Here is a 14,240-nt window from a genome sequence, read left to right on the forward strand (position 1 = left end):
TGGCCTGCCCGTTCTTCCTGCGACCTACGATGTAGCGGCCTCTGCCTCTGGTTCCTTCGGCTTCTTGCCGAAAATGTAGGCCACCCAGATGCCTATCTCGTAGAGAATGCACAAGGGGCCGGCCATGAGACACTGCGAGACCACGTCGGGCGGGGTCAGGATGGCCGCCACGACAAAATTCCCGAGAATGGCGAACTTCCTGTATTTCCGCAGGGTCTTGTGCGTGACGATGCCCATGACGGACAGGAAGAACATGAACAGAGGCAGTTCGAAAATGAACCCGAAGGCAAAGAGCATGCTGGTTGAAAAGCTGAAATACTCTTTGACCGACGGCATGGGCTTGATGAAGTCCGAGGCGTAGCCCAGGAAAAACTGGAAGCCGAACGGAAAGACGACGAAATAGCCGAACATCGCGCCCGACACGAAGCACAAGGCCGAGAAGAAGGCGATAGGAATCATGTACTTGCGTTCACCTTCATACAGGCCGGGCGCAATGAACATCCAGAGCTGATAGAAGATGTAGGGACTGGCCACGAACAGCCCGGCAATGGCCGCGACCTTCAGGTGCGTGAAGAACGCCTCGGGCAGCCCCGTGTAGATGAGTGACCCGCCTGTGGGCTGGAGCAGATCCATCAGGGGCTTCATGAGCAGCGCGAAGAGCTGTTCGGCGAAGCCGTAGCAGGCGAGAAATCCCACGAAGGCACCGATGATGCACCGCACCAGACGAACTCGCAGTTCGTTCAGGTGCTCGGTGAAGGTCATCTCATGGACTTCCTCCGCGTCGGCATCGGCTGATGCGTCCGGGGGGTCGTCTGCGGAGTCCGTCACGGGTTCGGGGCTGCCTTCCGCCTGCTTAGCGGGAGCGCTCCCCCCGGCCGGAGACGGCTCCGGAGCGGAATCAGGGCCGGGCTCGTCAGGCCCGGCGCCTTCGGGCTGCCGGTCGACCGCAGGCACCGTTTCTTCCGAACCGGTACCGTCCGGGGATGTCAGCTCATCCCGTTCCGTGGTCCGCTCCTCGCTCATGCCTTGTCCTTATCGGGCCCCGCGGCCTGAGCTTCGGCCTTGTCCTTGTCGGTCCCCGCGACCTGCGCTTCCGCCTGGTCTTTTGCGGGGGCCTCGTCCTTCTGGGCCGCCGCTGATGCGGCCGCCTCAGGGAAGAACTCTTTCTTGGCCTGATCGGTGCGGGCCTTCTGGTCTGCCTGTTCGGCCTCCATCTCGATGGTCCGCTTCACGTCGGTGCTGACGCGGCGGAATTCGCCGAGGGCCTTGCCCAGCGACCTGGCCATTTCGGGAAGCTTGGCCGGGCCGATGACGATCAGCGCGACGATGAGAATGACGATGAGTTCCGTGGAACCGATTCCAAACATAAGCGCGTCTCCGGAAAAGGATTGTTACGGCCGGCTATTCCCACTCGATGGTGCTCGGCGGCTTGGACGAAATGTCGTAGACCACCCTGTTCACACCTTTGACCTCGTTGATGATCCGGCTGGAGATCCGTCCGAGAATCTCCGAAGGGACTCTGGACCAATCCGCGGTCATGGCGTCGATGGAGTCGACGATGCGCAGGGCGATGACGTGCTCGTAGGTCCGCTCGTCGCCCATGACGCCAACGGTCTTCAGCGGCAGGAGCACTGCGAAGCCCTGCCAGACCTTGTAGTACCAGTTAGAGGCCATGAGCTCGTGCTGCACGATCTTGTCGGCCTGGCGCAGGATTTCAAGGCGCTCGTCAGTGATCTCGCCGATGACGCGGATGGCCAGGCCGGGACCGGGGAAAGGATGCCGCCAGACGATGAAGTCCGGCAGGCCCAGCTCCTGGGCGACCTTGCGCACCTCGTCCTTGAAGAGTTCCCGCAGGGGCTCCACCAGGGCCAGGTCCATCTTTTCAGGCAGGCCGCCGACGTTGTGGTGACTCTTGATGACGGCCGAGGGGCCCTTGAAGCTGACGGACTCGATGACGTCCGGGTACAGGGTGCCCTGGGCCAAGTATTTGACGCCGGGAATCTTCTTGGCTTCCTCCTCGAAGACCTCGATGAAGGTGTAGCCGATGATCTTGCGCTTCTGCTCCGGGTCGTCGAGGCCTTCCAGGCGGGACAGGAAGCGTTCCTGGGCCTGGACGTAGTGGAGGTTCAGGTCGAAGTGCTCGCGCAGGTAGCCGACCACTTCGTCGCCTTCACCGGCGCGCAGGAGGCCGTTGTCGACGAAGATGCAGTGCAGGTTCTTGCCGATGGCCTTGTTCAGGAGCACTGCCACCACCGTGGAGTCGATGCCGCCCGACAGGCCGCAGACGACCTTGTCCTCGCCGATCTGGACGGGCAGGGCGTGGAGCATGGAGTCCACGAAGGAGGACATGGTCCAGGTCGACTTGAGGCCGGCAACGTGAAAGAGGAAATTGCGCAGGATTTCGTCGCCCTGCTCGGTGTGCGCCACCTCCGGGTGGAACTGCAGCGCATACATCCGGCGCTCGACGTCGGCCATGGCCGCAATCTCGATGCTCTGGGTCTTGGCCGTGACCGTGAAGCCGGGCGGGACCTCGAGGACATGGTCGCCGTGGGACATCCAGACGGTGAGCTTCTCGGCGTCGGCGATGCGGTCCCACAGGGGGCACTGCTGCTGGAAGCGCAGTTCGCTACGGCCGTATTCGCGGTCCAGGGAGGGGTTGACCTTGCCGCCCAAAACATGGGCCATGAGCTGCATGCCGTAGCAGATGCCCAAAACCGGCAGCCCCCAGCTGAAGATGACCGGGTCCACGCCGGGGGAGTCTGCACTCGTGACCGAGGCGGGGCCGCCGGACAGGATGATGGCGCTGGGCTGCATGGCCTTCAGTTCGGCCGCGCTGATGGTGCAGGGGTGAATCTCGGAATAGACGCCGGATTCGCGCGTGCGGCGGGCAATGAGCTGCGTGTACTGCGACCCGAAATCAAGGATGATGACTTTTTCTTGAATATCCATGTGGTTCCTCCATCCGTTATGCGGATGGTCATGTTCTCGAAAATTCTAGTACGCGTCCACCCTGTAATTGGGCGCTTCCTTGGTGATGATGACGTCATGGACGTGGCTTTCGCGCAGGCCCGCGGCCGAGATCTCCACAAACTGGGCCTTGTCCCGCAGGGCCGGGATGTCCCCGGTGCCGAGATAACCCATGCCGGAACGCACGCCGCCGACCAGCTGGTCGATGGTTTCCAGCACCGACCCCTTGTACGGCACCCGGCCGACGATGCCCTCGGGCACCAGCTTCTTGGAGCCTTCCTGGAAATAGCGGTCGCTGCTGCCGTCCTTCATGGCGTCGATGGAGCCCATGCCGCGGTAGATCTTGTAGGTGCGGCCCTGGTAGAGGATCTTCTCGCCCGGGCTCTCCTCGGTGCCGGCGAACATGGAGCCCATCATGACCGTGTCGGCCCCGGCCACCAGGGCCTTGACCACATCGCCCGAGAACTTGACCCCGCCGTCGGCGATGCAGCAGCGCTCGGCCTCGCGACAGGCCCGCACGCACTCCATGATGGCCGTGATCTGCGGTACGCCCACGCCGGCCACGATGCGCGTGGTGCAGATGGAGCCTGGGCCGATGCCGACCTTGACGGCGTCCACGCCGGCCGCGATCAGGGCCTTGGCGCCTTCGTAGGTCGCCACGTTGCCGCCGATGATCTGGGCGCTCGGCCATTCGGAGCGCGTGGCGCGCACGGCGTCGAGGATGTTTTTGGAGTGACCGTGGGCCGAGTCGAGGACGATGACGTCCGCGCCGGCCTTGATCAGGGCCTCGACGCGTTCGGCCCGGCCCTTGCCCACACCCACCGCGCCGCCGACGCGCAGACGGCCGAGGTCGTCCTTGCAGGCGTTGGGATACTTGCGGACCTTGTCGATGTCCTTGATGGTCAGCAGGCCTTTGAGCTTGTTGCTCTCATCGACGACCAGGAGCTTCTCGATGCGGTTCTCGTGCAGGTGGCGCTTGGCCTCCTCCAGGGAGATGCCCACGGGCACGGTGACCAGGTTGCGGCTGGTCATGACGTCCCGCACCAGCGTCGACATCTCGGTGACGAAGCGCACGTCGCGGTTGGTGACGATGCCGACCAGATGGTCCCCTGAAATGACTGGCAGGCCGGAAATGCGGTAGTCCCGCATGAGTTCCAGAGCGTGCCCGACGGTGTCGTCGGGGTCCACGGTGATGGGGTCGACGATCATGCCGGATTCCGACTTCTTGACCTTGACGATCTCCAGGGCCTGCTGCTCGATGGACATGTTCTTGTGCACGATGCCGATGCCGCCCGACCGGGCCAGGGAGATGGCCATGCGCGACTCGGTGACCGTGTCCATGGCCGCGCTCAGGAACGGGATGTTGAGCTCGATGGAGGCGGTGAGCCTGGTGTGCAGGTTGACCTGGTCCGGCAGGACTTCGGAGTACGCCGGTACAAGCAGGACATCGTCAAAAGTCAGAGCCTTGCCGAGAAATTTTTCCATATTCCACCTCTCCCGATACGCGGGAACAAGGGTTTTTTTGTTGATGAACCGGGGCGTCTAGAGCCCCAGATAGGCCTTCTTGACATCCTCGTTGGCCAGGAGCGCCGCGGCCGTGTCCTCGAGGGTGATGCGCCCGTTCTCCATGACGTAGGCACGGTGGGCGACCTTGAGGGCCTGGTTGGCGTTCTGCTCGACCAGGAAGACCGTGGTCCCGGACTCGTTGACCTTGCGGATGATGTCGAAAATCTGTGCGATGATGATGGGCGCCAGGCCCAGGGACGGCTCGTCCAGAAGCAGCAGTCGCGGCCGCGCCATGAGCGCGCGGGAAATGGCCAGCATCTGCTGCTCGCCGCCGGACAGGGTGCCGCCCATCTGCTTGCGGCGTTCGGCCAGGATGGGGAAGAGCTCGAAGACGTATTCCAGGTCCTGGGCGATGCCCTTCTGGTCGTTGCGCAGGAAGGCTCCCAGGTCCAGGTTCTCCATGACCGTCATGTCCGGGAAGATGAGCCGGCCTTCGGGCACCTGGGATATGCCCATGCGCACGATGCGGTCGGCCTTGAGGGCCTGGATGGGCTGGCCGTCGAAGATGATCTCGCCGCTGCGGGGCGGCACGCCGCCGCAGATGGACATGAGGGTCGTGCTCTTGCCTGCGCCGTTGGCGCCGATGAGGGTCACGATCTCGCCCTTGCCGATTTTCAGGGAAATCCCGTGCAGGGCCTGGATGTTTCCGTAGAAGGTGCTGACGTTCCTGAGCTCAAGCATGGGCTTCCTCCCCGAGGTAGGCTTTGATGACCCGCGGGTCCCTGCTGACCTCCGCCGGGGTGCCGTGGGCGATGAGACACCCGTATTCCATGACGTAGATGCGCTCGGAAAGGCTCATGACCATGCTCATGTCGTGCTCGATCAGCAGAATGGCCATGTCCATCTCGTCGCGGATCTTGAGCACGAGGTGCTTCAGGGACTCGGTTTCCTGCGGGTTCATGCCGGCGGCCGGCTCGTCGAGCAGCAGCAGCGTCGGGTCCGTGGCCAGGGCGCGAGCGATCTCCAGCCTGCGCTGGGCGCCGTACGGCAGGTTGCAGGCCTGCTCGTTGTAGAATTTGTGCAGCCCGATGTACTTGAGGAGTTCGTAGCTGCGGTCGACGATCTCCTTCTCCTCCCGGCGCACGGCGGGCGAGCGCATCAGCGCGCCGAGGATGCCGCTTTTGGTGCGGCAGTGCCTGGCGATCATGACGTTTTCCAGCACGCTCATGTTCTTGAAGAGGCGGATGTTCTGGAAGGTGCGGGCCATCCCCAGCGCCGTGACCAGGTTTGGCTTCATGCCGTTGACCCTGGTCCGGGTCCCCTGCTTGGGCGTGAACCAGACTTCGCCTTCGGTTGGAGTGTAGATGCTGGTTATGCAGTTGAAGAACGTGGTCTTGCCCGCGCCGTTGGGCCCGATGAGGGCAACGATCTCGCCGGAGTTGACCTTCAGCTCCACGTCGTTCAGGGCCCGCAGGCCGCCGAAGTTCATGGACACGGCGGTGACGTCGAGTACCGGTTGCATCTAGTTCTGCCCTCCTGTGGCCGCGTTCAGTTCGGGGTCCGACACCGTGTAGGTCTTGCGCTTCTCGGGAATGAGCCCCTGGGGCCGGAAGACCATCATCAGCACCATGGCCGTGGCGAAGAGGATCATGCGGTACTCGGAGAAGGCGCGCATGTATTCGGGCAGAAGCACCAGGAAGGCCGAACCGAGAATGACGCCCAGGTTGGAGCCCATGCCGCCCAGGACGACGATGGACAAAATGATGGCCGATTCGAAGAACGTGAAGCTGGCGGGGTTGATGAACGTTGTCTTGGCCGCGAAGACCACGCCGGCGAAACCGGCCCAGGCCGTGCCGAGGCCAAAGGCCATGAGCTTCACGCCGACCCGGTCGATGCCCATGGCCTCGCAGGCGATCTCGTCCTCGCGCAGGGCCTGCAGGGCGCGGCCGATGCGCGAATCCTTGAGCCGCGTGACGGCGACGATGGTCACGATGGCCAGGGCCAGCACGATGTAGTAGATGTAGATGTTGGCGCCGGCCACGGACAGCTGCATGTCAAACAGGCCGGGACGGGGGATGTTGGACACACCCGACGGGCCGCCCGTGATGTCGCTGAAGTTTTCAAGCAGCAGCCGCACGATCTCACCGAAACCGAGGGTGACGATGGCCAGGTAGTCGCCGCGCAGCCGCAGCACCGGGAAGGCCAGCGCCACGCCGGCCAAGGCGGCCACCACGCCGCCGATGGGCAGCGCCACCCAGAACCCGAGACCGAAATACTGATTCAGCAGGGCGTAGGAATACGCGCCAATGGCGTAAAACGCGGCATGACCGAGGAAGAGCAGGCCGGCCACGCCGACGATGACGTTCAAGCCCAGGCCCAGCACCACGTACAGCAGGAACGAGATAAGGATGTTGGTCTGGTATGTGGTCACGAACCAGGGAACGACGCAGAACGCGGCCAGCAGGCCGACTTGCAGCGGCAGTCTCAGCGCGGGGTTTTCCAGCATGGCGGAGAACCGTCCGGCCTCCTGCCCGCCGGCTGCGGCCACGGCCTCCCCGGCTTCCTTACGGCGCAGGGCCCAACGCCAGATGAAGGACAGCACGAAGCTGCCGACGCCGACCAGCGCCAGGTTCTCCCAGCGCCAGATCACGGACTTCTCGATGGCGTTCACCCGGATGACCATGATCGGGAAGGTCAGAAACATGAACCAGATGCTGACCTGAATTGATTTGATGAGTTCGTTCATTATCGTCTCCGTCCGTCGTGGGAATGCCGCCAGCCGATCATACCTTTTCCACCTTGGCCTTGCCCATGATGCCCGAGGGCCGGAAGATCAGGAAGACCACCAGCAGGGTGAAGGCGAAGACGTCCTCGTAGTCGCTCGAAATGTATCCCGTGGCGAAGCTCTCGGACAGCCCGAGGAAAAGGCCGCCGAGCATGGCGCCGGGGATGGAGCCGATGCCGCCCAGGACCGCCGCCGTGAAGGCCTTGATGCCGGCCAGGAAGCCGATGGCGAAGTTGACCATGCCGACATGGGAGGCGATGAGCACGCCGCCGAGGGCAGCCAAGGACGACCCGAGCAGAAATGTGATGGAAATGACCTTGTCCGAGTCGACCCCGAGGAGCATGGCCATCTTGCGGTTCTGGGCCGTGGCGCGCATGGCCTTGCCCATCTTGGTGTACTTGATGAAGACCGTCAGCCCGGCCATGAACAGCGCGCTGGTCACGACGATGACGAAATCCGAGGATCCGAAGACGTGGGCCACGGGCTCCAGGAACTCGAAGTCCGGGATGAGGCGCGGAAAGGGCAGGAAGTCCGAGGTCTGAGCCAGGATGATGTAATTCTGCAGGAAGAGGGACATGCCGATGGCGGAAATGAGCGGCGAGAGGCGCCCGGCCCCGCGCAGGGGCTTGTAGGCGATCTTCTCCATGGTGTAGCCGTAGCCAGCGCAGTAGATGATGGCCACGACCGCGGCGATGACCAGGATGGCCGGGGCCGGAAACCCCAGGATGCCCAGCACGCCGGCCACGATGAGCCCCATGAAGGCTCCGAGCATGTAGACCTCGCCGTGGGCGAAGTTGATGAGCTCGATGATGCCGTAGACCATGGTGTAGCCGATGGCGATGAGCGCGTAGATGCTGCCGCGCGTCAAACCGCCTAGAAAAAGTTCGGAAAAATACTGCCAGTCCATGTTTCCTCGTCCGATCCGGGCCGGATCGCTCCTTGCCGTCCTGTTGAAAGAACCGAGGGACAGGCTAGCCTGTCCCTCGGTTGAATCTCGATAACCCTGAAAACCTCTACTTCAGTTCCACGTACGCGCCGTTCTGGACCTGGTACATGGAGAAGCCCACACCCTCGGCGTCGCCGCGGGCGTCGAACTTGATGGTGCCGACGGTGGTGTCGACCTTGTCCGTGCGCAGCACGTTCATGATCTTGTCGGACTCGGTGGAGTCGGCCTTGTCGATGGCGTTGACCAGGGCCTGCATGGCAGCATAGGCGGCGTCGAAGAACGCGCCGGGCTCGGTGCCGAACTCGGTCATGTGGGCGGCGCGGGCGGCCTTGTTCATTTCCAGGCCGCTGACGTCCTGGGGACCGGAAGCGTACACGCCCTCGGCGTCGGCGCCGGCGACCTTGATGAAGGTGTCATCCTTGACGCCGTCATCGGAGATGAACTTCACGTCGACGCGCTTCTTCTTCAGCTGGGCTACGATCTTGGAGGCTTCCGGGTGGTAGCCGCCGAACATGACGGTGTCCGCGCCGGACTGGCGGATCTTCTGGACCACGGAGGAATAGTCCACGGCGCCGGGGGTCACGCCCTCGAACAGCACCACTTCGGCCTGGCCGCCTTCCTTGATGAACTTCTGGGCGTATTCGGCATAACCCTTGCCGTAGTCGCCCTTGTCGTGCAGCACGGCGATCTTCTTGGCGCCCAGCTTGGCGAGGGCGAAATCAACGCCGAGCTTGGCCTGGGAGTCGTCAGAGGCGATGGTGCGGAAGAAAGTCGGGTACTGGCCGCTCTGGGTCAGTTCGGGGTTGGTCGCCGACGGGGACATGGTCACGACCTTGGCCTCGGTGTAGATGGGCAGGGCGGCCTTGGTGGCGCCGGAACAGATGTGGCCGAGGACGACGACAGCGCCGTCGGAGACCAGCTTGGTCGCGGCGTTGGTGGCCTTCTCGGGCTTGCACTCCTCATCCTGAACCAGAAGCTCGATCTGCTTGCCGTCGATGCCGCCCTTGGCGTTGACGTCCTTGGCCACCAGCTTAGCGGCGTTGACCGTGGGCAGGCCGTAGGAGGCCAGGTCACCGGTGTGGGCGCCCGCAACGCCGATCTTGATGGTATCGGCACCGAAGGCCGAACTGGTCAGCAGGGACAGACACGCAGCGATCACGAGACCAGAAAAACGTTTCATCAGTTCCTCCACAATGTTCGGGTTAAGGGCAACAGATCACGGCTCGGTTCGAGCCTTTGTTCACGCGGCATCGAATCGAAACCCGTTAGCATCAGCCCCTTGCCGGTGTCAAACAGGATGGGTGACGCCCCCCATAACGCTCGCGCATGGGGGGCCGAAGAGCGGCCGGCACGACACGCCGGCCTGTGGGCATCACTTCCCGGACAGTTCGCGGCGGGCGTTCTCGACCAGCTCGGGGTCGTCGGGAGCGGCGTCGACAACGGCCTGGAAATGCGCCGCGGCCTTGTCCGGCTGCGCGAGGTAGTGCTTGTAGATGACGCCCAGGTTGTAATGGGCGTGAAAATTCCCGGTCTCAATGGTCAGCATGCGTTCGAAGAGTTCGGCCGCCTCGGCGTACTTCTTGAGCTCGAACAGGCAGAACCCTTTCTGGTTGAGCGCCATGACGTCATCCGGGTGCTTTTCGAGGACCATGTCCCAGAAGGACATGGACTTGTCCCAGGCCTGCATCTCCATGAAGGCCATGCCGAGACCGCGCATGGCCTCGACATCTTCGGGGTTGGCCTGCAGCTTCTGCATCATGGACGAGATGCCGGACATGTCCCCGCCCATCTGTCCCATGCCGCCGGGCATCTCCCGGCGCTCCTCGTGCTGCACGATGGACGGGTTTTCCACCCGGTAGACCACGGCGGCAAAGACCATGACGCCCAGGCAGGCCAGAAGGAAAAAGACGGTCCTGCGGCGGGCGGCCTGGGGAAAGGCGTTATTCGTCTGCATCGAGTATCTCCAGCTGCCGAACGCGGCGCTCCAGCACGCTGTGCTGTCGGGCCAGGAAAAGGACATATCCCCCGACGCCCAGCCAGATGCACACATTGGCGATAAAAAGGTAATTCATGACAGTCCTCTCATTGCAAGGTCTTTTCCTGAATCCTGACCAGGGCGGCCTCGACCCGGCGCGCGAACCCCGCGCCGTGGTAGCGGGCCAGGACAAGGGCCGCGAACAGCGCGCCCCAGGCCAGAAGGTTGATCCACACCGTTGTCCACATCTCGGGTTCCAGCCCCCCGCTGCGCGAAGCGAGGACCGCCGGATGGATGGAACGCCACAGCCGGGCCGACAGAAACACCAGCGGGACGTCCACGAAGGCGACGATGCCGAGCACCGCCCGCATCCTGGCGCCCTTGGCGCCGCCTGCGTCGGCGGCCCGCAGGACCAGATAGCCCGAATAGACGAACCACATGACCAGCGTCGTGGACAGCCTCGGGTCCCAGGTCCACCACGTGTTCCAGGCCGCCCGGCCCCAGATGGAGCCGGTGATCAGGGCCAGGCCGCTGAAAAGCACCCCGGCCTCGGCCAGCACCCCGGCCAGCACGTCCCACTTCTCCTTGCCGGTCCACAGGACCATGACGCTGGCCGCGAAGACGCCGAAAAAGGCGACAAAGCACCACCAGGCCAAAGGCAGGTGGAAGTAGAAAATCTTCTGCACCAGGCCCATGGTCATCTCTTCGGGCGCGTAGAACCAGATGGCATACTGCCCGACGGCCATGAGCACCATGGCGGCGACAGCTAAAAAAGTAAGCATTCTCGGATAGATGCGAAACATATCAGCCCCTTCATTCGCCCCGGAAAACATGGGGAAAGAGAAATAGCGCCGCGCCGGAAAAGACCGCGTCGAACGCCAGGACAAGCCCGAACCATTCCCCCAGGTCGGCCATGGGGACGCCCTGCATGAGGCCGACGCCGATGCGGATACCCCCCAGCAGCAGCGGGACCTGCAGCGGGAAGACGATGATGGTCAGGAGCGCGTCCTTGGCGCCCTGCCCGTGCCCCATGGCGCCGATGAGGCCGCCCAGGATGCACAGCCCGAGATCCACGCCCAGGGCCATGAGCGCGAGCCCGCCGAGGCTCCCGCCGGGGTCGAGGCCCAGAAAGACCAGGGCCGCCGGAAAAAAGAAGACCTGGCACAGGGCGAGCAGGGCGAGCCCGGCCAACGTCTTGCCCAGCCACAGGCCCTGCACCGGCAGCGGTGACAGGAGCAGGGCCGTGGCAGTGTCGTTCTCCTCCTCGAAGCGGAAGAGGAGCGAAAAGATCAGGACCACGGCAAAGGAGCTGCACAGCCAGAAGATGGCCATGGCCTGCTGCGGCGAAAAATGCTCACCCGGCGCCGCGGAAAGGCTGAAGATGAAGACCAGCAGAAGCCCCAGCAGCACGGCCTGCACGGGTCCCTGCCCCCCGGCGAAGGCCAGGCGCAGGTCCTTGGCCGCGATGGCCAGCCAGGGCGCGGTCACGCCGCCTCCCTGGGGAATTCCCCTGCCGGGCCGAAATAGGTCATGGCCCGACCGGAAAGCCGCAACACCGTGTCCGCCCTCCCCAGATCCCGCTCCAGGTCGTGGGAGATCCAGACGATGCCGGCCCCTCTGGCCCTGGCCGCTTCGAGTTCGGCGTGCAGCAGGGCCTGGGAGGCCGTGTCGAGGCCCGTGGACGGCTCGTCCAGAAACAGCAGCTGCGGCTCGACGAGGAGCACCCGAGCCAGGGACAGACGCTGGGCCATGCCCCGCGAGAACGTGCCCGCGGCCTCCAGGGCGAAGCCTTTGAGCCCCACCCGTTCAAGAAGCCCGAGCAGGCCCACGTCGTCCAGACCGCGCCCGTAGACGCGGTTCCAGAACTCCAGGTTGCCCAGGGCCGAAAGTGCCGGATAGACGAAGGTCTGATGCCCCATGAAGGCCATGGCCCGGTCCTCGACCCGACGCTGCACGGTGCCGGATCGCGGCGGCAGCAGGCCGGCCATGATCTTCAGGAGTGTCGACTTGCCCGCGCCGTTGGGGCCGGCCACGAGCATGATGCTCGCCGGCTCCAGGACGCAGGACACGCCCTTGAAGATCAGCCGCGAGCCGAAGAAGTGGCTGACGGCGCGCAGGTCGAGAAGCGTCCCGGAAGCCATCATCGGCGCTCGATCTTTCTCCAGCACAGGAAGGCGATCAGGCAGGACAGGGTGCCGCCGATCCAGATCCAGTTCACCAGCGGGTTGAGGCTGACCTTGAGGCTGACCTCGCCGGCCTCGTTGAAGCCCAGCAGGGTCGAGTAGATCTCCTCGCCCAGGGAAGGGATTACCGAGACCTCGGCGAAGGTAGACTGCTGGAAACTGGCGTAGAGGCGCTTCTCCGGGGCCAGCTTGCCCACCTCGCGGCCGTCGCGCAGCACGGTCAGTTCGGCCGAGTGCATATCCATGGCCGGGTTGTCGTGATGGTGCCGCAGCTCGTCGAAACGCACTTCGTAGGCGCCGACGGTCATGGACTGGCCCTTGGTCAGCACCGCCTCCTCCTCAACCTTGTACGGCCCTGAGAAGGCCACACCCACGACCATCATCGCCACGCCCAGATGCACCCCGTAGGCGCCCCAGGACGGCATGAAGGACCGCAGGCCTTTGGTGCGCACGAAGACCAGGCCCACGGAGACCGCGATCATGATGCCCGACACGGCGGCAAGGAGCGCCAGGGGCTGCCTGTAGCCCAGGGCGAAGATGACGGCGCCCGACGCGGCTCCGGCCCCGAGCACCAGGCCGAGGGCGAGCTTGTCGCTGACGCCGCTCTTCTGGGAGAACCAGGGGCACACGGACATGATGAAGGCCAGGACGCTGAAGAGGGGCAGGCAGACCCGGTTGTAGAACCCGGCGTCGAGGCCGACGGGGTTCTCGCTCCAGATGCTGCTGATGACCGGCCAGAGCACGCCCAGGAAGACGATGCCGGCCAGGCAGAGAAAGAGCCAGGAAGCCAGGAAGAGCATGCCGGGCCGGCTGGTGAAGTCATCGATGGCCGTCGTGTCGTCCTTGCGCGGCACCAGGCAGACGTACAGGGTCAGCGCGGAACCCGCCACGAGGAAGACGAGCAGCGGAATGCCCATCTTGCTGCCGCCGAAGGCGTGCAGGGATTCGATCATGCCGCTGCGCACGACGAAGGTCGCGAAGAAGCACAGCAGGAAGGTCAGGGCGACCATGAACACGTTGGTGCGCAGCAGGGTCTTGCGCGTGCGCCCGACGATGGCCGTGTGGACGAACCCGGTTCCGGCCAGCCAGGGGATGAGGGAGGCATTCTCGACCGGGTCCCAGGCCCAGTAGCCGCCCCAGCCCAGTTCCATATAGGACCACCAGGCCCCGAGGATGATGCCCGCGGTCAGGAAGATCCAGGCCACGATGTTCCAGTTGCGGCACAGGTCCAGCCACTCGCGGCCGTTGCCCGAGAGGCGCGAGGCCAGGGCCAGGCAGCACGGGATGGTGTACCCGGCATAGCCGAGGAAAAGCAGGGGCGGATGGAAGATCATGCCCGGGTTCTGCAGCAGGGGGTTCAGGCCGTGCCCGTCGGCCGGGACGGGGTCGAGCTTGGTGAACGGGTTGCTCGGCCCGGTCAGGGCAAAGAGGAAAAATATCTCGACGAGGAAGAAGAGAATCCAGAAATAGACCTTGGTCCGGTTGTCCAGGTGCGAATAGCCCGGCGTGTAGATCATGCACCAGCCCATGAGGGCCACGCACAGGTACCAGAACAGGAAGGACCCGTTCTGCCCGGCCCAGAAGGCCGTCACGGCGTAGAACATGGGCAGCAGGTTGTCGGTGTAGTCGCGGACGTAGACGTAGGAAAAGTCCCTGACGACCAGGGCCTGGAGAAGAATGACGGAGACGCCGAGAACGACCATGGTCAGAAGGATCTGGCCCTTCTCGAACAGGGCCACGGTGCCGTAGTCGTCTTTGAGGGCCTTCATTCCGGCCACGGCGGTCAGACCGACGGCGGCCAGCATGCTCAGAAGAAGTGCGGTGAAGCTGATGGCGTGCATGAAACGGGGTATCCTCGCGGGGTTCTGGTTGCGGAAG

General features: G+C 64.0%; 15 protein-coding genes. All 15 read right to left on the reverse strand.

Annotated features, from left to right (window positions below):
* Positions 1-24: 24 nt before the first annotated feature.
* Positions 25-762 (reverse strand): twin-arginine translocase subunit TatC, encoded by a 738-nt coding sequence (gene tatC / locus G394_RS17800; protein ID WP_043774706.1) that lies wholly within the window; start codon positions 760-762, stop codon positions 25-27.
* A 257-nt stretch (positions 763-1,019) separates the two neighbouring features.
* Entirely contained in the window at positions 1,020-1,367 is a 348-nt protein-coding gene (gene tatB / locus G394_RS0103430; RefSeq protein ID WP_028576461.1) for a Sec-independent protein translocase protein TatB, read from the reverse strand.
* Between the two features lie 34 nt (positions 1,368-1,401).
* On the reverse strand, positions 1,402-2,949 hold the full coding sequence (guaA, locus tag G394_RS0103435) for a glutamine-hydrolyzing GMP synthase (RefSeq protein WP_028576462.1): 1,548 nt from the start codon (positions 2,947-2,949) through the stop codon (positions 1,402-1,404).
* Between the two features lie 45 nt (positions 2,950-2,994).
* Entirely contained in the window at positions 2,995-4,452 is a 1,458-nt protein-coding gene (gene guaB, locus G394_RS0103440; RefSeq protein ID WP_028576463.1) for an IMP dehydrogenase, read from the reverse strand.
* Positions 4,453-4,509: 57 nt separating this feature from the next.
* Positions 4,510-5,214, reverse strand: a complete 705-nt coding sequence (locus G394_RS0103445) for an ABC transporter ATP-binding protein (protein WP_028576464.1) — start codon at positions 5,212-5,214, stop codon at positions 4,510-4,512.
* Complete coding sequence (locus tag G394_RS0103450; RefSeq protein WP_028576465.1) at positions 5,207-5,995, reverse strand: ABC transporter ATP-binding protein; 789 nt, start codon at positions 5,993-5,995, stop codon at positions 5,207-5,209. Before G394_RS0103450 ends, G394_RS0103445 begins: the two co-directional genes overlap by 8 nt.
* A complete protein-coding gene (gene livM / locus G394_RS0103455; RefSeq protein ID WP_028576466.1) occupies positions 5,996-7,219 on the reverse strand; it encodes a high-affinity branched-chain amino acid ABC transporter permease LivM in 1,224 nt (407 codons plus the stop codon).
* 37 nt (positions 7,220-7,256) lie between these two features.
* A complete protein-coding gene (locus G394_RS0103460; protein WP_028576467.1) occupies positions 7,257-8,165 on the reverse strand; it encodes a branched-chain amino acid ABC transporter permease in 909 nt (302 codons plus the stop codon).
* A 106-nt stretch (positions 8,166-8,271) separates the two neighbouring features.
* Positions 8,272-9,384, reverse strand: coding sequence for a branched-chain amino acid ABC transporter substrate-binding protein (locus G394_RS0103465; protein ID WP_028576468.1), 1,113 nt, complete (start codon positions 9,382-9,384; stop codon positions 8,272-8,274).
* A gap of 192 nt (positions 9,385-9,576) precedes the next feature.
* On the reverse strand, positions 9,577-10,158 hold the full coding sequence (locus G394_RS21370) for a tetratricopeptide repeat protein (RefSeq protein ID WP_028576469.1): 582 nt from the start codon (positions 10,156-10,158) through the stop codon (positions 9,577-9,579).
* Positions 10,145-10,276 carry a CcmD family protein gene (locus tag G394_RS20590; RefSeq protein WP_084435280.1) on the reverse strand — a complete coding sequence of 44 codons (132 nt, stop codon included), beginning with the start codon at positions 10,274-10,276 and terminating at the stop codon, positions 10,145-10,147. The genes G394_RS21370 and G394_RS20590 overlap by 14 nt, the downstream gene beginning before the upstream one ends.
* A 10-nt stretch (positions 10,277-10,286) precedes the next feature.
* Entirely contained in the window at positions 10,287-10,982 is a 696-nt protein-coding gene (locus tag G394_RS0103480) for a cytochrome c biogenesis protein (RefSeq protein ID WP_028576470.1), read from the reverse strand.
* A gap of 10 nt (positions 10,983-10,992) precedes the next feature.
* A complete protein-coding gene (locus G394_RS0103485) occupies positions 10,993-11,667 on the reverse strand; it encodes a heme exporter protein CcmB (RefSeq protein WP_028576471.1) in 675 nt (224 codons plus the stop codon).
* On the reverse strand, positions 11,664-12,323 hold the full coding sequence (locus tag G394_RS0103490; protein WP_028576472.1) for an ABC transporter ATP-binding protein: 660 nt from the start codon (positions 12,321-12,323) through the stop codon (positions 11,664-11,666). Before G394_RS0103490 ends, G394_RS0103485 begins: the two co-directional genes overlap by 4 nt.
* On the reverse strand, positions 12,320-14,203 hold the full coding sequence (locus G394_RS0103495) for a heme lyase CcmF/NrfE family subunit (protein ID WP_028576473.1): 1,884 nt from the start codon (positions 14,201-14,203) through the stop codon (positions 12,320-12,322). The genes G394_RS0103490 and G394_RS0103495 overlap by 4 nt, the downstream gene beginning before the upstream one ends.
* Between the last annotated feature and the right edge of the window lie 37 nt (positions 14,204-14,240).

Source organism: Desulfomicrobium escambiense DSM 10707, from assembly GCF_000428825.1.
Classification (GTDB): Bacteria; Desulfobacterota; Desulfovibrionia; order Desulfovibrionales; family Desulfomicrobiaceae; genus Desulfomicrobium; species Desulfomicrobium escambiense.

Excerpts from the sequence above, each read along its gene's own strand:
- tatC (WP_043774706.1), bottom strand. The coding sequence starts at position 762 with ATGACCTTCACCGAGCACCTGAACGAACTGCGAGTTCGTCTGGTGCGG.
- guaA (WP_028576462.1), bottom strand. The coding sequence starts at position 2,949 with ATGGATATTCAAGAAAAAGTCATCATCCTTGATTTCGGGTCGCAGTAC.
- G394_RS0103445 (WP_028576464.1), bottom strand. The coding sequence starts at position 5,214 with ATGCTTGAGCTCAGGAACGTCAGCACCTTCTACGGAAACATCCAGGCC.
- G394_RS0103465 (WP_028576468.1), bottom strand. The coding sequence starts at position 9,384 with ATGAAACGTTTTTCTGGTCTCGTGATCGCTGCGTGTCTGTCCCTGCTG.
- G394_RS0103460 (WP_028576467.1), bottom strand. The coding sequence starts at position 8,165 with ATGGACTGGCAGTATTTTTCCGAACTTTTTCTAGGCGGTTTGACGCGC.
- G394_RS20590 (WP_084435280.1), bottom strand. The coding sequence starts at position 10,276 with ATGAATTACCTTTTTATCGCCAATGTGTGCATCTGGCTGGGCGTCGGG.
- tatB (WP_028576461.1), bottom strand. The coding sequence starts at position 1,367 with ATGTTTGGAATCGGTTCCACGGAACTCATCGTCATTCTCATCGTCGCG.
- guaB (WP_028576463.1), bottom strand. The coding sequence starts at position 4,452 with ATGGAAAAATTTCTCGGCAAGGCTCTGACTTTTGACGATGTCCTGCTT.
- G394_RS0103495 (WP_028576473.1), bottom strand. The coding sequence starts at position 14,203 with ATGCACGCCATCAGCTTCACCGCACTTCTTCTGAGCATGCTGGCCGCC.
- G394_RS21370 (WP_028576469.1), bottom strand. The coding sequence starts at position 10,158 with ATGCAGACGAATAACGCCTTTCCCCAGGCCGCCCGCCGCAGGACCGTC.
- G394_RS0103480 (WP_028576470.1), bottom strand. The coding sequence starts at position 10,982 with ATGTTTCGCATCTATCCGAGAATGCTTACTTTTTTAGCTGTCGCCGCC.
- livM (WP_028576466.1), bottom strand. The coding sequence starts at position 7,219 with ATGAACGAACTCATCAAATCAATTCAGGTCAGCATCTGGTTCATGTTT.
- G394_RS0103450 (WP_028576465.1), bottom strand. The coding sequence starts at position 5,995 with ATGCAACCGGTACTCGACGTCACCGCCGTGTCCATGAACTTCGGCGGC.
- G394_RS0103490 (WP_028576472.1), bottom strand. The coding sequence starts at position 12,323 with ATGATGGCTTCCGGGACGCTTCTCGACCTGCGCGCCGTCAGCCACTTC.